Source organism: Pedobacter sp. 22163 (assembly GCF_052045595.1).
Lineage (GTDB): Bacteria > Bacteroidota > Bacteroidia > Sphingobacteriales > Sphingobacteriaceae > Pedobacter.
The window spans coordinates 251,808-272,460 of the sequence record NZ_JBQEPM010000007.1 but is presented as its reverse complement, the minus strand read 5'-3'; the positions used below and the strand labels follow the sequence as shown (position 1 = coordinate 272,460).

The window sequence follows — 20,653 nt, the reverse complement described above, 5'->3', positions numbered from 1 at the left end:
TTAAGTTTAGGAAGTGATTAATTTTTGTGATAAGAATTTAAGAACCAATTTGCCCATTTCGGCTGTGCCTAAAACTTTAAACCGGTTTGTATTTTGGTCGGCAATGTCATGTGTTCTAAAACCTTCTTTCAATACCTGGTCGATGGTTTCAACCAATAATTTGGCTTCTTCTTTTAGTCCGAAGCCGATTTCTAACATTAATGCTGCCGATAGGATAGAAGCCAATGGATTAGCTAAATCTTTACCTGCAATATCATGTGCAGAACCGTGGATCGGCTCGAAGAAACCTGTGCTTTCGCCAACAGATGCCGAAGCCAGCATACCCATTGAACCTGCAATCTGTGAAGCCTCATCTGTTAAAATATCTCCAAATAAATTCGCCGTTAAAACCACGTCGAATTTTTTAGGGTTTTTGATCAACTGCATGGCTGCATTATCGATAAACATATGTTCAGTTTCTACATCAGGATATTGTTTTGCAATTTCCTGAACGGTTTCGCGCCATAAGCGAGAACTTTCTAAAACATTGGCTTTATCTACAGAACATAATCTTTTGTTACGTTGTTGTGCAGCCTGGTAAGCTTTATGCGCAATGCGTTCTACTTCATAACGGTGATAAATCATTAAATCTGAAGCCGTATTACGGTCCTCTGAGCGTGTTTTTTCGCCAAAGTAAACATCGCCGGTTAATTCGCGGAAAAATAAAATATCGGTCCCTCTTAAAATTTCCGGTTTGATGCTCGATGCCTGAAGAAGTTCATCAAATAGTAATATCGGACGGAGATTAGCGAATAAACCCAGTTCCTTACGGATTTTTAACAGGCCTTGTTCCGGTCTAACTTTTAAACTTGGGTCGTTATCATATTTGGCGTGGCCAATGGCTCCAAAAAGGATAGCATCACTTTGTCTTGCTTTTTCTAACGTTTCATCTGGCAAAGGCTCGCCGGTAACTTCAATAGCCGCATGGCCCATTAAAGCTTCTTCGAACACAAATTCATGGCCAAAAATTTCGGCAATTTTTTCTAATGCTGCTTTTCCCCAGGTGGTAACCTCGGGCCCAATACCGTCTCCAGGTATTACTAAAATGTTCTTCTTCATTGTTGACTCCTCTTTTGCTTTACAATTGCTTATTGGTTGCCACGGAAGCACAGAAATCACTGAAAAATTTTGTTTCCGTGGTTATCGTCTTTCCGTGGCTAAGCTTGCATCAGCTTAATATTTCTGTGTTTAAACTTTCGACGACTTTTACCTCGCCTTTTTCTAACAATATTCTTTTTTCTATGCAGGTTGGCAGCTGCGATTCAAAATGGCCAACGTAAATTAAGGTCATACCGTTGCTGCACAGTTCATCAACCAATTGGTTAAAATGTTTTGTTTGCTGTTGGTCTAAACCCTGACAAGGTTCATCCAGAATTAATAGTTCCGGATTTTTTATAATTGTCCGCGCTAACAATACCAATCGTTGTTTACCAAGTGGAAGCGCGGTTAATAATTCATTTTTGTTTTCGGTTAATCCAAAATATTCAATCAGCTCATCAACTTGTGCTCTTTTGCTATAAGGCAATTGCTGAAACAGGCCCACGGTATCGTAAAAGCCCGAAGCAACACATTTCCAAACGGTTGAAGTGGCATCGAAGTACCAATGAAACTCGGGCGATATTAAACCAATGTGCTGCTTAATATCCCAAATGCTTTCGCCAGTTCCACGCCTGTTGCCAAATAAATAAAGCTCGTTGGCGTAAGATTGGGGGTGATCGCCGTTTATTAAACTCAATAAAGTAGATTTTCCTGAGCCATTAGGGCCTTGCAATAACCATTTTTCGCCAGCTTTAACTTCCCAGTTGATATTTTTTAGCACCTGTTTTTCGCCATAGCTGATGTTGACATCAACCATCTTTACCATATCAGTTGATGAGTAAATTGGCGACTCCTTTAAAAAAGCAGGGATTTTCCTTTTATGTATTTCGGGTGGAAGATCTCCAATTTCTCTTGAAAATGAGCTTACAATCTGCCCGTCTATAATCTCCGCAAAAGAATCGATGCTTTCTGGAAATTCTAAATCATTACAGATTAAAATTAATTGTACACCTTCTGCTGTAATCTGGTCCAAAAGTGTATTCAGGTTTTTGCGCGATGCTTTATCTAAACCGGTATAAGGCTGATCGATAATTAACAATTGGGGTTTTAACCATAAGGCTTTAACCAACTGCAGTTTTTTATGTTCGCCACTTGATAATTCGATTAGCTGTGAACTGGCAAAAGTAGCAAAGCCCAGTGCTTCTAAAATGGGTTCAACCAGATCGAAATGAAGTCCTTTTTCTTTGCCATAAGCTACCAGTTCTGCATGTACTGTTAAAGTATCATTGGCCTGTAAACTGGTGTAGCGTTGCTGATAATAAAAGTTTGCAACACCTTCGAGATTTTTAAACTGATACCAGCTTTCTACAAATAAAACTTCGGCCGGTAATTTACTTTGGGCGTCGTAATTGATTTCAATGCTACCCTGTGAAGGAATTAAACCAGCAATCGCTTTAGCCAAAGAAGTTTTTCCGCTCCCACTTTCACCCCATAAAACCCAGTTTTGGCACACATTTACTTCCCAATACAAATCCTTTAGCACCGCTTTATTGCGGTAACTTAAGTTCAGGTTTTGTATATAGACAAATGGTTTAAGCATTATTTTGCCTGTTCAAATTCTTCAATTAATTGTTTCTGGTTTAAAATGAAATCGATATCATCATAACCATTTATCAGACATGACTTTTTGTAAGGATTGATTTCAAATGATTCCTGAGCACCGGTTTCTACAATGGTAACCGTTTGGTTTTCTAAATCAACTTCTAAAGCCGATTTTGGATTACTGTCAACCGCGTTGAAAATCTGCGCCAGGAACTCATCACTTACCTGGATTGGTAATAAACCATTGTTCAAGGCATTTCCTTTAAAGATATCGGCAAAGAAACTGCTGATTACCGCGTCAAAACCAGCATCTTGAATAGCCCACGCAGCATGCTCGCGACTACTGCCACAACCAAAGTTTTTTCCTGCCACTAAAACCTGACCGCTGTAGGTTGGGTTATTCATCACGAAATCAGCTTTAGGCTGGTTATCGTTTTCATAACGCCAATCGCGGAACAAGTTTTCGCCGAAACCCTCGCGGGTAGTCGCTTTTAGAAACCTCGCAGGGATAATCTGGTCGGTATCGATGTTCTCTATATTTAAAGGCACTACTGCCGATGTTAATTTTGTGAATTTTTTCATTATTAATGATGATTACACAGATTTAAATGATTTCACCGATTGGGGTGATTTCACTGATTTAATATTTATTATAAACCTTCAGCCTTCTACCTTGGTAAAGTGTTCAACTGTTGGGAAAGGATCATAAAAGTGATGTAATAACTTTTTCCAATCCTGGTATGCTGCTGATCCTCTGAAACCTTCGGTATGTGCCTCCAGTGTTTTCCAGTTTACCAGCAGGATATATTTATTTTCTACCGCTATACATTTTTGAAGCTGATGCGAAATGTAACCTTCCATTGAGGAAATGATTTTTTGTGCTTCGTTAAAAGCTTTTTCAAAATCAGCCGATAATCCGGCTTTTACATTTAATATGGCAACTTCTAGAACCCCCAACCCCCTTGAGGGGGCTTTAAATTGACTACTGGTAATATTATTATTCATCTTGCTCAAGTCCTCTTTAGGGGATTTAGGGGTTAAACCTTCTCCAACAAATCCCTTACGTCGGTAATTTTTCCGGTTACGGCTGCTGCTGCCGCAGTAAGTGGACTGGCCAATAATGTACGTGCATTTTGACCTTGCCTACCTTCAAAGTTTCTGTTTGATGTAGACACACAATATTTACCTGCCGGGATTTTATCTTCGTTCATTCCTAAACAGGCACTACAACCCGGTTCGCGTAATTGGAAACCAGCGGCTTCGAAAATTTTATCCAAACCTTCGTTTTTAGCTTGTTGCTCAACTTGTTTCGATCCCGGAACAATCCAAACCGTAACATTATCGGCTTTGCGTTTATCTTTAACAAAATCGGCAACTTCGCGTAAATCTTCAATGCGTGAGTTGGTGCAGCTTCCAATGAATACATAATCAACCGGTTTCCCGATTAATGAAGAATCGTCATCAAAGCCCATATAATCTAACGCTTTCTGGTACGAAAGTTTTTCTTTTTCTGGTTGTGCACCAGTTGCCGGAATATGTTCCTGAATACCCATACCCATTCCTGGGTTTGTACCATAGGTAATCATAGGTGCGATATCTGCGGCATCAAAAGTTAAAACACTATCGAATTTCGCATCAGCATCACTATATAATGTTTTCCAATAAGCCAAGGCTTTATCCCACTCTTCGCCAGCTGGAGCAAATTCTCTTCCTTTAATGTAATCGAAAGTGGTTTGATCGGGTGCAATTAATCCGCCGCGTGCACCCATTTCGATACTCATGTTACAGATCGTCATACGGGCTTCCATACTTAAAGCTTCGATTGCCGAACCTGCATATTCTATAAAGTAACCTGTACCGCCTGCGGCAGAGATTTTAGCAATAATGTATAAGATAATGTCTTTTGCACCAACGCCTTTTCCAAGTTCGCCGTTTACCTCAATTTTCATGGTCTTAGGTTTCGATTGCAATAAACATTGCGTTGCAAAAACCTGTTCTACCTGCGAAGTACCGATACCAAATGCAATGGCACCAAAAGCACCATGGGTAGAGGTATGGCTATCGCCGCAAACCATTGTTTTACCAGGTAAGGTGATACCCAATTCAGGGCCGATAACATGCACAATGCCTTGAAAAGGATGCCCTAAACCATACAGTTCTATGCCGAATTCTGCACAATTTTTGGTTAACATATCTACCTGATAGCGCGAAAGCTCCTCTTTAATTGGTAACAATTGATTTAACGTAGGTACGTTATGATCGGCCGTTGCTACAGTCTGTTTCGGACGAAAAACAGGTAATCCTCTTTTGCGCAAACCATCAAATGCCTGCGGAGAGGTAACCTCGTGTATTAAGTGTGTATCAATGTATAAAATATCAGGAAATCCTTCTTCACTTTTTACAACGTGAGCATCCCAAATTTTTTCTACTAATGTTTTTGACATTTTGTTATTATTTAATGTTTGTCAATCTGAGCTTGTCGAAGACTTTTTCGTTAGAGAAACAAAAAGAATTCCTTCGACAGGCTCAGGATGACATTCTTTTTGTTTCTATGCTGTTTTAATCGCTTTCATGGCAGTCATTGCTTTACGCAAAGTAGCTCCAATTTGTTCTACCTGGTGAGAACGGATAGCCTCGTTGATATCGATTAATTGTCTGTTATCAACAGCGCCATCTTTACCTTCATTGAAGTTTTTACCAACTAAATCAGTATCTACTTTTTTCATGAAATTAGCTAAAAGCGGTTTACAAGCCTGATCGAACAAATAACAACCGTATTCAGCAGTATCAGAAATTACACGGTTCATTTCGAACAATTTCTTACGTGCAATGGTGTTGGCAATAAGTGGTGTTTCGTGTAACGATTCGTAGTAAGCCGACTCTGGTTTGATACCTGCCTGTACCATTGTTTCGAAGGCCAATTCAACACCAGCGCGAACAAAAGCAACCATTAAAGTATAGTTATCGAAATATTCCTGCTCACCGATTTTAACATCACCAGCAGGCGTTTTTTCGAAAGCAGTTTCACCTGTTTCGGCTCTCCATTTTAATAAATTTTTATCGCCATTTGCCCAATCTTCCATCATGGTACGGCTAAATTCGCCACTCATAATATCATCCTGGTGTTTTTGGAATAATGGGCGCATAATATCTTTCAATTCTTCCGAAATTTCGAAAGCTTTGATTTTAGCTACATTGCTTAATCTATCCATCATGGCCGTAATACCACCTTGTTTTAAGGCTTCGGTAATTACCTCAACACCATATTGAACCAATTTAGAAGCATAACCTGCATCGATTCCTTTTTCTACCATTTTATCGAAAGATAGAATAGAACCTGTTTGCAATAAACCACAAAGGATGGTTTGCTCGCCCATTAAATCTGATTTTACCTCCGCTACGAAAGATGATTTTAATACACCAGCTCTGTGACCGCCTGTACCAGCGCAATATGCTTTTGCCTGTGCCAATCCTTTACCTTGAGGATCGTTTTCAGGGTGAACTGCAATTAAGGTAGGAACACCAAAACCACGAACATATTCTGCTCTAACTTCGCTACCAGGGCATTTAGGCGCAACCATAATAACGGTTAAATCTTTACGGATCTGCATACCTTCTTCAACGATATTGAAACCGTGAGAATATAACAAAGTAGCACCTTCTTTCATTAAAGGCATAATTGCATTTACAACAGCGGTGTGTTGTTTATCTGGAGTAAGGTTAATTACTACATCTGCATTCGGAATCAACTCTTCGTAGGTACCAACTGTAAAATTGTTTTCAGTTGCATTTTTCCACGAATCGCGTTTGCCTTCAATTGCTTCCTTACGTAAAGTGTAGCTTACATCTAAACCACTATCTCTTAAATTTAAACCTTGGTTTAAGCCTTGTGCGCCACAACCTACAATTACCAGTTTTTTGCCTTTTAATGCGCTAACGCCATCTAAAAATTCAGAACTGTCCATGAAGTCGCAAACACCTAATTGGTTTAATTTTTCTCTAAGAGGTAATGTGTTAAAATAATTTGCCATTGTTTTTTATTGGTTAATTTCTATTTAATTATCGTTATATATTCTTTTTTCTTCGGGTTGATTACACAGATGAGGTGATTACACTGATTTTTTATTATCGGTTCATATCTCATCCGTTTTCCATCATCCATTTTTTTCCTTCGGGTTGATTACACAGATGAGGTGATTACATTGATTTTTTTATTATCGGTTTATGTCTCATCCGTTTCTATCATCCATTTTTTTCCTTCGGTTTGATTTCACAGATATAGTGATTTCACCAGTTTTTTATTTGAAAAGCAGGTTCCTGTGCTTTTCGGTTGTTTCAGTCCCGCTTTTCGTAAAAATTTTAGACTGTCATGCTGAGCGTAGTCGAAGCACAGTCTAAAATTTTTACTGCTATCGGGTTTATTTTAGTTGGGCCTGTTTTTCAAACCCTCATCCATCTTACATCTTTTTATACCTGTCTTTTCAGTGCCCATGCATAGCCATGGTGTACATTATCGTGGCCAATAGTTGTGATCAGAATTTCTTCAATGCTGTTCATCTGTACGCCATAGGTAGCTGTTGTAAAAGGAGTGATGTTTGAAAATTTTCCGTTTGCATAATCTTCTTTTATTTTTTCAATGCTTTCCAATGCTATAACTTTCAATTCTGCTACTTCTTCTTCTGTTACGGTGTAAGTTGGCTTTGTATCCTTTTTATAATACTCGTTAAATTTTACCGAAGCAGCATCTTGCAATACACCTGTACGAACATAACAAAGCGTTTGTGTGCTCACTACAATGTGGCCAAAGTTCCAGATAATATTATTGTTGTAACCATCGGGAATTTTATTCAATTCTTCGATGGTTAAATCATCTATCAACTTAATAAATGCCTTGCGTGAGTTTATTATAAAATCAAATACCTCGTTCATCATATTATAATTCGTATCTATCTAATTATCGTTTTGTTGTTCAGCTTCGGTTAATGTTTCGTTAAAGGTAATCTTGTTAAAGAACGGGTCGTTTACTGTTACTGCCCAGGTTCCGTAAAAAGTTTTCTCCAAACCTGGCCTGTTGTACTTATATTTTTTATCTATTATTTCTTTATGAAATGCTTTCAATCCTATGCAATCTACATATACATTTGCGCCGGGAGAACTATCTCCATGGTGCTCACTTAAATGGAGTTCGATGCCACCTAATGAAATCTGCATATAAACAGGGGTATTTTCTTCAAACGTGTGTTCCCAGTCTATTTTAAAGCCCAGCCAGTTTACGTAAAACTCTACTGCTTTATCGTAATCGAAAATTCTTAAAATCGGTATGGCTTTATTGCATTTCATGTTCTCGATTTTTCTTAAAGATTGCTTCGTCGTTCCTCCTCGCAATGACGGATTTGTTGTAGACCTTACATCGTAAAAATCTTCTGTCCTTTTTCTAAAAACTCGTTTTCTACCAATTCTTCACCTGGTTCGAAAGCTTCGAATTCTTTCAGTTTTTCGTGGAAACCTGCACTGTCTTTAATAATGGCTACTCTTGCAGATCTCACAAATTCAATTAATTCGTAAGGTTCTAAAGCTTTTACCAAAGCATCGGTTTCTTCGCGGTGACCCGTAACTGCAAAAACAGTATAATCTTTACGGATCACTACCGCGCTCGCACCGTATTGTCTTAATAAGCGTTCTACAGTTACTTTTTCTGCAATTTCATCTGTAGAAACTTTGTAAAGCGCCAGTTCCTGCCAGATAATTTCTTCGTTGGTGTTGAAATAAACTTTCAATACCTCAATCTGTTTTTCTATCTGACGGGCCAGCTTTCTCACTACTTCGTAACCTTCGTGGATGACGATGTTGAAACGGTGTATTCCTTCAATTTCTGATGCGGAACTGTTTAAACTTTCGATATTGATTTTTCTTTTCGAGAAAATAATCGCAATCCTATTTAATAATCCGATGCGGTTCTCGGCATAAACCGTAATGGTGTATTCCTGCTTTCCGTCTAAATCGGCTTTATCTATTTTATGTTCTATTGTATTTTCAGTACTCATGTCCAAAATTTTTACCACCAAGGCACAAAGGCCACGAAGGTTTTGTTTATGCTATTTTTCGCTTTAGTCTTTCTGCTTTAATCTTTCAGTCTACTTCAGCCTGATTTCGCTTACACTCATTCCTTGAGGAACCATTGGGAAAACATTATTTTCTCTGCCTACCATTACTTCTAATAAATAAGAACCTTCATGGTTGATCATGGTTTCTAATGCCTGTCTTAAGTTTGCACGCTCATCAACTTTGCTCGCTTCGATATAGTACGATTTTGCTAAAGCAACAAAGTCAGGACTGGTGATATTCACGAAAGAATAACGTTTATCATGAAAAAGCTGTTGCCATTGACGAACCATACCTAAAAAGCGGTTGTTCAGGATCAGAATTTTTACTGCCGCACCGAATTGCATAATGGTACCCAGCTCTTGAGGCGTCATCTGGAAACCACCATCACCGATAATAGCGATAACGGTTTTATCAGGCGCACCATATTTAGCGCCAATTGCTGCTGGTAAACCAAAGCCCATTGTACCTAAACCACCAGAAGTAATGTTGCTGCGGGTATTGTTAAATTTAGCATAACGACAGGCTACCATTTGGTGCTGACCAACATCGGTAACGATTACGGCATCACCACCACAGATTTCGTTGATGTTGCGCAATACTTCGCCCATGGTCATTTCATCACCTGTTGGATAAAGTTCCGGAGTAATGACTTGATCTATTTCTTCTTGGTTATATTGTCTGAACTTAGCTAACCAATCTTCGTGTTTGTTTTCGTTAACTAAATTGGTTAGTAGGGGTAAAGTTTCTTTACAATCGCCCCAAACGCCAACCTCAGCCTTAACATTTTTATCAATTTCTGCAGGGTCGATATCTAAATGTACCACTTTAGCTTGTTTGGCATATTTATCTAAACGACCGGTTACGCGATCATCAAAACGCATACCGATGGCAATAATTACATCAGCTTCGTTGGTTAATACGTTTGGCCCATAATTACCATGCATCCCTAACATACCTACATTAAGCGGGTGTGAAGTTGGGATAGCACCTTCGCCCATAATGGTCCATGCAGCAGGGATACCTGATTTATTGATAAAAGCTTTGAATTCTTCTTCAGCTTTACCCAAAATAACACCTTGTCCGAATAGAATAAAAGGTTTTTTTGCTGAATTGATTAATTCGGCTGCCTGCTCGATATATTCGATCCTAACTTTTGGTTTTGGACGATAACTGCGGATGTGATTGCATTTTACATATTCGGGGAATTCCTCTAATTGTAACTGTGCATTTTTGGTAATGTCGATTAAAACAGGACCTGGTCTGCCGCTTTTCGCGATGTAAAAAGCTTTAGCCAATACTTCTTGAATTTCTTTGGCATCAGTAACCTGATAGTTCCATTTTGTAACTGGAGTAGTAATGTTGATCACATCAGTTTCCTGAAAAGCATCCGTTCCCAATAAGTGGGCGAAAACCTGTCCGGTAATACAAACCAATGGCGTACTATCGATTTGCGCATCTGCCAAGCCAGTAACCAAATTGGTTGCACCTGGTCCGCTGGTCGCGAAAACAACACCAACTTCGCCGCTTGCTCTTGCAAAGCCCTGAGCAGCGTGGATACCACCTTGCTCATGGCGAACCAAGATATGTTCTAATTTATCAGCATAATCATAAAGAGCATCATAAATAGGCATGATTGCTCCTCCCGGATAACCGAAAATGGTTGTTACACCTTCTTCAATTAATCCATTCAACAAAACCTGCGAGCCTGTTCCTTTGAATAAGGTTTTTGAGGTTTCTGCTTTTGCCTCGTTTTGTTGTATTGTATCTTGTGCAGTTTCCATAGTTATGTTTTTGCGGTTCTACTATTCTTTAATTTTAAACCCAATTCTTTGTCTGTCGTTCCATTTTAATTGAGCAATTTTCTCGTCTATTAAATTTTCCATTGCATCATACAGCTCGTTGAGCTGAACATCATGTTCGCCAATCCGTTCTTTAATTTCTGTTAACTGTTCGTTAAGGTTGCTTTGCTTCAGCAAAATTTTCCGAACGTCAACAAAAGCTCTCATAATGGCAATATTCATGTTAATTGCCTTATCGCTCTTCAAAACACCACTCAGCATGGCAACACCCTGCTCAGTAAAGGCATAAGGCAATTTTCGGGTACCTCCCCAACTTGAAGTCACAATTTGTGACTTCAAGTTGGTCCCGCCTGTCACCACAATTTGTGATGATGTACCCTGATTACTTGCATCAATCTGAAGTCTTATCTCTTCAAACTCAGCAGAAGTTAACTGAAACATAAAATCTTCAGGAAAACGCTTTACGTTACGTTTTACTGCCTGATTCAGCACCTTCGTTTCAACTTCATAAAGCGATGCCAAATCGAAATCCAGCATTACTCTTTCTCCCCGGATTTCATAAATCCTATTCTGAATACTTTTAATTATTTGCATAATCTATTTTCTTAGTAATCAATTAATCTGGGGATGATTTTTTGATTTTAATATTCGTCAGTTACGCAACCGCTAGCTGCGTCTGAAACTGTTTTAGCATATTTATATAAAACACCTTTTGTTACTTTTAACGCTGGTTGTACATAGTTTTTTCTACGTTCTGCAATCACTTCGTCACTTACTTGTAAGCTAATGATGTTGTTTACCGCATCGATCAAAATCCGGTCTTCATCTTCTACCAAGCCTATTAAGCCACCTTTGTAAGATTCAGGTGTAATGTGACCAACCACAAATCCATGTGTACCACCAGAGAAACGTCCGTCGGTAATTAAAGCTACCGATTTACCTAAGCCTGCACCAATAATTGCTGAGGTTGGTTTTAACATTTCTGGCATACCTGGCGCACCTACCGGACCTGAATTTTTAATTACGATTACATCGCCAGGTTGAACACGCCCGCTTGAAATTCCGGCAATTAAATCGTGCTCACCATCAAATACACGTGCAGGGCCTTCAAATTTCTCACCTTCTTTACCACTTATTTTTGCAACAGAACCTTTTTCTGCCAGGTTTCCGTAAAGAATCTGTAGGTGACCAGTGGCTTTAATCGGCTCACTTAATTTCTGAATGATTTTTTGATCATAATCCATGATCGATTTTACATCAGCTAAATTCTCAGCCATGGTTTTTCCGGTAACAGTTAAACAATCGCCATGTAATAAACCCTCGTTTAATAAATATTTTAGTACAGCAGGGATACCACCATATTGGTGTAAATCCTGCATTAAGTATTTTCCACTAGGTTTGAAATCGGCAAGTACCGGTGTTACATCACTCATCCGTTGGAAATCATCCTGGGTGATTTCGATACCGATAGCTTTACCCATTGCAATAAAATGTAATACTGCATTCGTACTGCCACCTAAAATGATAATAGAACGAATGGCATTTTCGAATGCTTTTCTCGTCATGATATCAGATGGTTTGATATCTTTCTCTAATAAAATTTTGATGTATTTACCCGCATCTAAACATTCTTGTTTTTTCTCCTCGCTGATTGCAGGATTTGAAGATGAATAAGGCAAACTCATACCTAAGGCCTCAATTGCTGATGCCATTGTGTTTGCAGTATACATTCCTCCACAAGCACCTGCACCAGGGCAGGTATGTTTTATGATGCCCTGGTAGTCTTCCTCAGAAAGGTTGCCGCATATTTTCTGCCCCAGCGCTTCGAAAGCTGAAACGATGTTCAATTCTTCGCCTTTGTAATGGCCTGGTGCAATCGTACCACCATAAACCATAATTGAAGGGCGATCTAAACGTGCCATGGCCATAATCGCGCCAGGCATGTTTTTATCGCAGCCTGGGATCGAGATAATTCCATCGTAATATTGGCCACCACATATGGTTTCGATACTATCAGCAATTACATCGCGGCTAACCAGCGAGTAACGCATTCCATCAGTACCGTTGCTCATCCCATCACTTACACCAATGGTATTAAAAACCAAGCCCACTAAATCATTTTTCCAGACCCCAGCTTTGACGTCTTTTGCAAGATCGTTAAGGTGCATATTGCAGGTGTTACCATCGTAACCCATACTTGCAATACCGACCTGTGCTTTAGCCATATCAGCATCAGTTAATCCGATTCCGTAAAGCATAGCTTGCGCTGCCGGTTGTGTTGGGTCTTGTGTAAATGTTTTACTGTACTTGTTTAATTCGCTCATTGTTTTAAAAGTGTATGTATTCTGTTGTATTCAATTATTTCTTTTTGAGGCAAAAAAAACCGCCTCTTATGGGAGGCGGTTTCGATATGGTATATTTTAATATTATACGCAACGATTTCCACCTCTCTTTTGAGAAATGACAATAATTAGGTTGCTAATAATGTTTGTGTTTATATTCATGTCTTTGATGAATCACAAACATACTAACTATTTAAAAAAGTAAAGAACTATTTAATCTTATTTATTTTTTTACTCCGATCACGATTCCTGTTGCCCAAACCTGCTTGGTTAATTGCAGATCTTCACGGGATTCTAAATCTTTGATCAATTTTATAGCCTTATCCTGGTGGCCATCAGGCCAATTTGATTGTGGCAGCATGTCATCAATGATATAAAGTCCGCCGCTGTTAAGCATGGATAAAGCTTCCTCTAAAAGCAGGTATTTCCCATGCCATGTATCAGCAAAAATATAATCGAACTTTTTATCTTTATTCTTTTCAATCCATTCGGCACCATCGGTGTCAACTAATGTTAAGCGTTCATCCTCACCAAGAAAAGTTTTGGCAATCGCTAAAAATTTAGCGTCATTATCTATCGAGGTAAGTGTACTATTTTGATCTAAACCATCTAATATCCAGGAAGTAGATAAACCTGTTCCTGTTCCAAGCTCCAGAAATTTACCTGAAGGTTTTGTAGCAGCAAGTGTTCTGAGCAAAGAGCAGGTCAACACATCAGATGCCATGTCAAATCCTGATGCTTTTGTTGCACCATTAATTTGCTGGTAGGCCTTCGGGAAGTGTTGATTGATTTCTTCAGTCATCTGTTTTTAAAGTAGTTTTTTATTGTTTAGAATTCTTTTTGGTTGATGGTTTATAGTTTAATCGGCCATCAACAATGAACTATTTAACTAGCAGCCAGTATGCTTGTCGCTATATAATCACTTCGTAATTCACTTTTTCCAGTACCAGGTTTTTATAAGCGCGCTGTATGGTATAACCGAGAGATTCTCTCCACAACGGGCGATACACAATATCATCAATTGATGCTATCCCTGCTATTTCAGTTGCTGTTCCGCATAAGAAAGCGCTGTCGGCATTTTTAAGATCTTCTGTGGTTAATTTTTTCTCAATGCATTCTATATCCAAAACAGTGCAAAGCTCTTTTACGGTTGCACGTGTAATACCTGGTAAAATGTTCCCTAAAGACGGCGTAAACAGTTTTCCGTCTTTTTCAAGAAAAATGTTTGCTCCAGATGCCTCGGCAACAAAACCGTGCATATCCAAAAGTAAAGCCTCGTCATAACCCTTAATATTTGCCGCTGTAGTAGCTAAAATAGAATTAACATAGTTTCCACTCAATTTCGCCTCCATTGGAATCGATTTTGGGTTTGGTCTTTCGTAATCGGAAACCGTTAATTTCAACAATTTGTTGCCTGAATATGCATCCCATTCCCAGGCACAGATTAAGATCGAAACCCCACTCGGCCCGTTTAATTTCATGTTCGGGTGGCAAAATACCAGGGGACGTATATAAGCATCTTTCAGTTTGTTCAACTGAAGTAATTTATAAGTTGCTGCAATTAATTCCTGTTTATCCCATGGGAAAGGAATGTTTGCCAACTGGCAGGAACGCTCTAAGCGATCGAAATGGGCGGCGGCTTTGAAAATGCGGTTGCCGTTGTGTGTTTTATAGGCTCTAATACCCTCGAAAGCAGCATAGCCGTAGTGTAGCGACTGCCCGTAAAGGTCGGTACTGCTATTTACAGCCTTTTCAAACTGTCCATCAAGGTAAATAATCGTATTAGAATTATAGTATTTCATCTGTTTATTCTTATGTTTTAACCGTCAGATGGAGCTTACTACGGTAAATAAGCATTCCATTTTTTATTTTGACTATTTATTATGGACGGTTCATAATACTGTCTTTTTGTTATTTAAAAAAAGCGTCCCGTTTGTATCGGGACGCTTTAGGTATATTTAGTTTTTTTAAATCTATTTAAACTGCGTCCGCTTATTACCCCATAAAATGTTTAGGAGTAGGAGGTTAAGTAAAATGACAGGTAACAACACTACATTACCAGCTGCTTTTGCAGTAGTAGCGGTAGAAAATATGTTATTCTGAATAGTCATTGTTATCTTATTGTTTATAAAAACCAATTTAGTTTTTGGTTCATTAATATGCAAGAGAAATCAGAAAAAAGTTAAATAAGAATATTATTTCGAAAATATATTAATAATCAGAATATTATTCTTAACTAGAGTTGGATTAGTTATTTAATGCCGATAGCCGTAGACCAAATATCAAAACGGTATACAGTCTGTTTGTTATGCTTGCATTATAAATTTTCTATTTTTCTGCCTAAAACGAGTTAAAGGCTGTATGAAATTGAAAATTCAGGTCATATTTTGATGTTAAAATGCCAAGAATTATTGGTGTTTTTTTGTGGATATTAAGTATTATTAAACTTGCTTGATTGTTTATTGTAAAGCGGTGTAATTTAATATTAGAAACTATTCCTATAAAAACAATTTATATCTTTTTTGTTGTTTTATTCGTATTATTTAGTGGTTGTTCCCCGTCAGATTCAAACTCACATCTCAAAATGGGGAACCAGACCGTTTTAACTTCTGATGCAGTAAAATTATCTGTTAAGGTAGCAGGCAAAGGACCTGTTTGTATCTACTTGCATGGAGGCCCTGGTCAGGACTTTCTTTCCTTTGAAAAAATGGGTGGAGCAAATCTGGAGAAATGTTTAACAATGGTTTATCTGGATCAAAGAGGATCTGGTCATTCGCAAAATGCAAAAAATTATAGTTTAGATCGGATTGTTCAAGATGTTGAAGAACTGCGGTTGAAATTGGGCGTAGAAAAAGTGTACTTACTTAGTCATTCATTTGGTGGTATTCTGGCCATTAACTATGCCTTGAAGTATCCAGAACATTTATCTGGCATCGTCATGGCGAATACAATAGCCCATTTCATGAATCCAAACCAGGTGAAGGAACAAATTGAATATGGATATCGGTTACTAAAAAAGGATACCACTATAAATGAAACAGATTTTAAAAAATTAATGAATGGAGCGGCGATGGTTAGAAAAAAGTTAAGCGCGGTGCATCTTGGATATAAATATATTGCCAATGATGTAAATACCATTATCAAAATGGACAGCATCGAAAATTCCTATAAACGTACATCAGATTTTGGAATGATACTTTTTATGCCTTTGATGGATAGCACAAAAGTGCAGAAGTATCCGGAATATTTTAAAGATTATGCTTTACTTACCAGTGAGATTAAAACACCGACCTTGATTATAACGGGTAAGGATGATCATGCGGTTGGCCCGGATTATTATAAAAATTATAAATTTTCCAATCAAAAAGTAGTGCAGATAGATGGCTCGCACATGCTTTATTATGAACACAATGAGGAATTTACGGCAACAGTTTGTTATTTTGTTAAACAATAACATAAAAAAAACCTCCCTGATTTTTAAATCGGGAGGCTTCTAAATGAGTTAATTATTTTGCTTAAGCGACGCCTTCAGCTAAAACCACAATTTTGTTGTGAATAGCTTCTACCACACCGCCTTTAATAAAAAAGCGTTGCTCATCAGCTTTGTTTGCTTTTATAATAACTTCTCCATCTTCTAAAGTAGAGATGATAGGGGCATGGTCTTTTAAAATCTGGAAAGAGCCTAAAGTACCAGGAACCGTAACTGCTGTTACTTCACCTTCGAAAACTTTTTTATCTGGAGTTAATATTTCTAAATTCATTTTTTTTAGATTGGAGATGTGAGATATGAGGTTTGAGACTAAGTCCCTCTCACATCTCAAATCTAGTGTCTCAAGTCTCTTAGTTCGCTTCTGCTAATAATTTTTTACCTTTTTCGATCGCATCTTCAATGCTACCAACCAAGTTAAATGCAGCTTCTGGATACTCATCAACTTCACCATCCATGATCATGTTAAATCCTTTGATGGTATCTTTAATGTCAACCAATACACCTTTTAAGCCGGTAAATTGCTCAGCTACGTGGAAAGGTTGAGATAAGAAACGCTGAACACGACGTGCTCTTGATACCACTAATTTATCTTCTTCAGATAATTCGTCCATACCTAAGATCGCGATAATATCTTGTAATTCTTTATAACGTTGTAAAGTTTCTTTAACACGTTGTGCAGTGTTATAGTGCTCGTCACCTAAAACAGCAGGAGAAAGGATACGTGAAGTAGAATCCAATGGATCTACCGCAGGATAAATACCTAGCTCAGCAATTTTACGCGAAAGTACTGTAGTAGCATCTAAGTGGGCAAAAGTTGTTGCCGGAGCCGGGTCAGTTAAATCATCGGCTGGTACATATACCGCTTGTACTGATGTAATTGATCCACGTTTTGTTGAAGTAATACGCTCTTGCATTAAACCCATCTCAGTTGCCAGTGTTGGTTGGTAACCTACAGCTGATGGCATACGACCTAATAAAGCCGATACCTCAGAACCTGCCTGTGTAAAACGGAAGATGTTATCAACGAAGAAAAGGATGTCTTTTCCAGCGCCTTCGCCATCTCCATCACGGAAATATTCAGCAACAGTTAATCCTGATAATGCTACACGTGCACGTGCACCAGGAGGCTCGTTCATTTGTCCGAAAACCAATGTTGCTTTAGACTCTTTTAATTTTTCAGTATCAACAGCTTTCAAATCCCATCCACCTTTTTCCATTGAGTGTAAGAATTCGTCACCATAGTTGATAACGCCTGACTCGATAAACTCACGAAGTAAATCGTTACCTTCACGGGTACGTTCACCAACACCTGCGAATACTGATAAACCAGCATAAGCTTTAGCGATGTTGTTAACCAACTCCATAATTAATACCGTTTTACCTACACCAGCACCACCGAATAAACCGATTTTACCACCTTTTGCATATGGCTCTAATAAATCGATAACTTTAATACCTGTAAAAAGTACCTCAGTTTCAGTTGATAAATCTTCGAACTTAGGAGGAGTAGCATGGATAGGACGACCATCAGTTTTATCAACTGTGTTGATACCGTCAATCGCTTCACCAACTACATTAAATAAACGACCTTTAATTTGGTCGCCAACTGGCATTTTAATCGCAGCACCAGTATCAACTACGTCCATTCCACGAACTAAACCGTCTGTAGAGTCCATTGAGATTGCGCGTACACGATCTTCACCTAAGTGCTGTTGAACTTCTAAAACAATTTTCTGTCCATTTTCTTTCGTTATCTCTAACGCATCAAAAATTTTAGGTAGATGGGCATCATTAGCAAAGCTAACGTCAACCACTGGGCCGATAATTTGTGCTATTTTTCCTAAGTTAGGCATATCTGTTGTGAGTAAATTTATTACAGTCAATGAATTAAAGCTGTTTATAGGGGCTCCAATTCGGTTGGCAAAGTTAAGTTATTCTTACTTAATTTTAAATATATATTATAAATTTTTTCAACATGGTTTTTATAGATAATTTAGAGCCATAAATAAGGCATATGAAAACCATTTTAACAACAGGTAGCAACGGTCTTTTAGGACAGAAATTAACTCAAAAAATTCTCGCCGAAGGCAGGGTAAAGCTTGTTGCCACTTCTAAAGGGACAAATCGTTATCCGGTAAAGGATGGGTATGGATATGCAGAAATGGATATTTTGAATGCTGCTCAGGTTAGGGAAGTTATCGAAAGATACAGTCCTGATGTCATTGTGCACACCGCAGCAATGACCAATGTTGATACTTGTGAGGCCAATAAAGCGCTTTGCCGCCAATTAAATGTAGATGCAGTTCAAACGCTGATATCAATATGTGAAGAAAAGAACATTCAACTTATTCATTTAAGTACCGATTTTGTTTTTGATGGTGCCAACGGACCATATAAAGAAGAGGATACAGTTAATCCTGTAAGTTATTATGGCGAATCGAAAGTACTGGCGGAAGAGCTGTTGAAGAACTCAAAAGCAAACTGGGCAATTTTAAGAACAATACTGGTATATGGAATAAGCAGTGATATGAGCCGGAGCAATATCGTACTGTGGGCCAAAGAAGTACTAGAAAAAGCATCGCCTGTTAATGTAGTAAACGATCAATGGCGTATGCCCACCTTAGCCGAGGATTTAGCTGAAGCCTGCTTGTTGGCTGTAGAAAAAAATGCAAAAGGAATTTACCATATATCGGGTAAAGATTACATGAGTATTGCAGAATTAGTGCGAAAAGTTGCCGAGTTTTGGAGCCTTGATCAATCATTTATTAATGAAATAAGTTCGACAAGTTTAAACCAAACGGCTAAAAGACCGGTTAGAACTGGTTTTGTTTTAGATAAAACCATAAAAGATCTAGATTACCGTCCACATAGTTTTGAAGAAGGCTTGGCGATTTTAGATCAGCAGATGAAAAAAGATAATTAGTTAACTAGTCATTAGTGCATTGGGATACAATACTAATAAACAAATGGCCAATGAACTACTGAACCAATTAATATATTTAACCACAAAAAAAATACATAATGGCATTACAAGTTGGCGATAACGCCCCTGATTTCAAATTATACAGTTCAGATTTAGCTGAAATTGCGCTTTCTGGTTTCAAAGGTAAAAAAGTAATTATTCATTTTTTTCCGATGGCTTTTACCGGAACATGTACAGAACAATTATGTACCATGCGCGATAATTTTAGCTATTACGAAGGGATAGATGCACAGGTAATTGGCATCTCAGTTGATTCTCCGTTCTCTTTGGCTAAGTTTAAAGAAGTTCAAAGTTATCAGTTTCCTTTATTGTCTGATTTTAACAAAGAAGTATCAGCAGCTTATGGTGCTTTTTATGATGAATTTGCCTTCGGATTGAAAGGTGTTTCCAAAAGAGCGGCTTTTGTGATCAATGAAGAAGGAAAAATAGCCTATGCAGAAGTTTTAGAAGATGCACATGATTTGCCTGATTTTAAAGCAATTAATGATGCATTGAGCGCGTAAAGCTTATTCTGCAAAGAATTATTTTAAGATTTTTTTAAAATTTAATTGGAAATTAAAATATCAAATTATACCTTTGCAGTCCGTTAACGATACGGAAATGCATTTGTAGCTCAATTGGATAGAGCATCTCACTACGGATGAGAAGGTTTGGGGTTCGAATCCCTACAAGTGCACATGAGGGAGGATTGAAAAATTCTCCCTTTTTTGTCTACAATCATCACTCCTAAATATCTCATTTTAAGATAGTTATTGATAGTAGATTCATCATCGTAGGTGTTCGATAGATACCATTTTCATAGTAGAGATTCGAGTCGAACACCAGATCTATAAATTCCCGCTTTTGCAGTGTATCAAATTTGTGAAAGACTGATTTTATGTCTTTTAATACACCCAATTGTTTATTGAAGATCAGGTAGGCCTCGCTGTGATTGGTATTTAGCTTTCTATGGTAATTTCAAATTGCCTACGTTATGTGTATTCCTATTCTTTTTTGTAAGTTCCAATTTTTGTGTCTTATTAAGATTCATCGTTACGATAAGATAAGCGTTGTTATGACATTTATAAAAAAATGATATATTTGACCCTGCTGCAAGTGTTTCTCAAACTAACCACGTAAAATGAATCAGAGGTTATTGTTCATTTGCGGCAGATCACCAAATATTTACCACCATGTTTATTACAATTGAAGCTTCCTTTGCTATCATTTCTCTCAGTGTGTTTAGTTCGAGCTTTTTCCAGGCAAGGTGCTGCAA

General features: G+C 38.1%; 19 protein-coding genes and 1 tRNA gene. 4 read left to right on the top strand and 16 right to left on the bottom strand.

The features are described from left to right. Positions 1-6: 6 nt before the first annotated feature. The 14 genes from leuB to ilvE form a co-directional block, all read right to left on the bottom strand. Positions 7-1,098: a 3-isopropylmalate dehydrogenase gene (gene leuB / locus ACTJKN_RS19215; protein WP_440827345.1), complete on the bottom strand. Its 1,092-nt coding sequence runs from the start codon at positions 1,096-1,098 to the stop codon at positions 7-9. 109 nt (positions 1,099-1,207) lie between these two features. Beyond that, positions 1,208-2,677 (bottom strand): ATP-binding cassette domain-containing protein, encoded by a 1,470-nt coding sequence (locus ACTJKN_RS19210; protein WP_440827344.1) that lies wholly within the window; start codon positions 2,675-2,677, stop codon positions 1,208-1,210. After that, the gene (leuD, locus tag ACTJKN_RS19205; RefSeq protein ID WP_440827343.1) at positions 2,677-3,261 is read right to left on the bottom strand and encodes a 3-isopropylmalate dehydratase small subunit; all 585 of its coding nucleotides are present in this window, start codon (positions 3,259-3,261) and stop codon (positions 2,677-2,679) included. The genes ACTJKN_RS19210 and leuD overlap by 1 nt, the downstream gene beginning before the upstream one ends. A gap of 78 nt (positions 3,262-3,339) precedes the next feature. Continuing rightward, the gene (locus tag ACTJKN_RS19200) at positions 3,340-3,684 is read right to left on the bottom strand and encodes an antibiotic biosynthesis monooxygenase family protein (RefSeq protein ID WP_440827342.1); all 345 of its coding nucleotides are present in this window, start codon (positions 3,682-3,684) and stop codon (positions 3,340-3,342) included. A 32-nt stretch (positions 3,685-3,716) separates the two neighbouring features. Then, a complete protein-coding gene (gene leuC / locus ACTJKN_RS19195) occupies positions 3,717-5,123 on the bottom strand; it encodes a 3-isopropylmalate dehydratase large subunit (protein WP_440827341.1) in 1,407 nt (468 codons plus the stop codon). Between the two features lie 105 nt (positions 5,124-5,228). Continuing rightward, a complete protein-coding gene (ilvC, locus tag ACTJKN_RS19190; RefSeq protein ID WP_440827340.1) occupies positions 5,229-6,710 on the bottom strand; it encodes a ketol-acid reductoisomerase in 1,482 nt (493 codons plus the stop codon). 436 nt (positions 6,711-7,146) lie between these two features. Next, positions 7,147-7,611, bottom strand: coding sequence for a DinB family protein (locus ACTJKN_RS19185; protein ID WP_440827339.1), 465 nt, complete (start codon positions 7,609-7,611; stop codon positions 7,147-7,149). Positions 7,612-7,629: 18 nt separating this feature from the next. Then, entirely contained in the window at positions 7,630-8,019 is a 390-nt protein-coding gene (locus ACTJKN_RS19180; protein ID WP_440827338.1) for a glyoxalase superfamily protein, read from the bottom strand. Between the two features lie 65 nt (positions 8,020-8,084). Further along, the gene (gene ilvN / locus ACTJKN_RS19175; RefSeq protein ID WP_440827337.1) at positions 8,085-8,723 is read right to left on the bottom strand and encodes an acetolactate synthase small subunit; all 639 of its coding nucleotides are present in this window, start codon (positions 8,721-8,723) and stop codon (positions 8,085-8,087) included. 90 nt (positions 8,724-8,813) lie between these two features. Next, positions 8,814-10,565 carry a biosynthetic-type acetolactate synthase large subunit gene (gene ilvB / locus ACTJKN_RS19170; protein ID WP_440827336.1) on the bottom strand — a complete coding sequence of 584 codons (1,752 nt, stop codon included), beginning with the start codon at positions 10,563-10,565 and terminating at the stop codon, positions 8,814-8,816. A 21-nt stretch (positions 10,566-10,586) separates the two neighbouring features. Beyond that, entirely contained in the window at positions 10,587-11,177 is a 591-nt protein-coding gene (locus ACTJKN_RS19165; RefSeq protein WP_440827335.1) for an ORF6N domain-containing protein, read from the bottom strand. Between the two features lie 47 nt (positions 11,178-11,224). After that, entirely contained in the window at positions 11,225-12,907 is a 1,683-nt protein-coding gene (gene ilvD, locus ACTJKN_RS19160) for a dihydroxy-acid dehydratase (protein ID WP_440827334.1), read from the bottom strand. Positions 12,908-13,148: 241 nt separating this feature from the next. Further along, on the bottom strand, positions 13,149-13,727 hold the full coding sequence (locus ACTJKN_RS19155; protein WP_440827333.1) for an O-methyltransferase: 579 nt from the start codon (positions 13,725-13,727) through the stop codon (positions 13,149-13,151). 109 nt (positions 13,728-13,836) lie between these two features. Beyond that, the gene (ilvE, locus tag ACTJKN_RS19150; protein ID WP_440827332.1) at positions 13,837-14,727 is read right to left on the bottom strand and encodes a branched-chain-amino-acid transaminase; all 891 of its coding nucleotides are present in this window, start codon (positions 14,725-14,727) and stop codon (positions 13,837-13,839) included. A 782-nt stretch (positions 14,728-15,509) separates the two neighbouring features. Between ilvE and ACTJKN_RS19145 the strand changes: the two genes are divergently transcribed. Further along, entirely contained in the window at positions 15,510-16,379 is an 870-nt protein-coding gene (locus ACTJKN_RS19145; RefSeq protein WP_440827331.1) for an alpha/beta fold hydrolase, read from the top strand. Positions 16,380-16,440: 61 nt separating this feature from the next. Here ACTJKN_RS19145 and atpC read toward each other — a convergent pair whose 3' ends face one another. Together atpC and atpD are read right to left on the bottom strand one after the other, a co-directional pair. After that, positions 16,441-16,686, bottom strand: coding sequence for an ATP synthase F1 subunit epsilon (gene atpC / locus ACTJKN_RS19140; protein WP_029276466.1), 246 nt, complete (start codon positions 16,684-16,686; stop codon positions 16,441-16,443). A gap of 79 nt (positions 16,687-16,765) precedes the next feature. Continuing rightward, on the bottom strand, positions 16,766-18,268 hold the full coding sequence (atpD, locus tag ACTJKN_RS19135) for a F0F1 ATP synthase subunit beta (RefSeq protein WP_029276465.1): 1,503 nt from the start codon (positions 18,266-18,268) through the stop codon (positions 16,766-16,768). Positions 18,269-18,429: 161 nt separating this feature from the next. Between atpD and ACTJKN_RS19130 the strand changes: the two genes are divergently transcribed. The 3 genes from ACTJKN_RS19130 (at position 18,430) to ACTJKN_RS19120 (ending at position 20,074) form a co-directional block, all read left to right on the top strand. Further along, the gene (locus ACTJKN_RS19130) at positions 18,430-19,338 is read left to right on the top strand and encodes an SDR family oxidoreductase (RefSeq protein WP_440827330.1); all 909 of its coding nucleotides are present in this window, start codon (positions 18,430-18,432) and stop codon (positions 19,336-19,338) included. A 98-nt stretch (positions 19,339-19,436) separates the two neighbouring features. Further along, complete coding sequence (locus tag ACTJKN_RS19125) at positions 19,437-19,901, top strand: redoxin domain-containing protein (RefSeq protein ID WP_440827329.1); 465 nt, start codon at positions 19,437-19,439, stop codon at positions 19,899-19,901. Between the two features lie 99 nt (positions 19,902-20,000). After that, positions 20,001-20,074: transfer RNA gene (locus ACTJKN_RS19120), tRNA-Arg, on the top strand. Positions 20,075-20,653 lie beyond the last annotated feature (579 nt).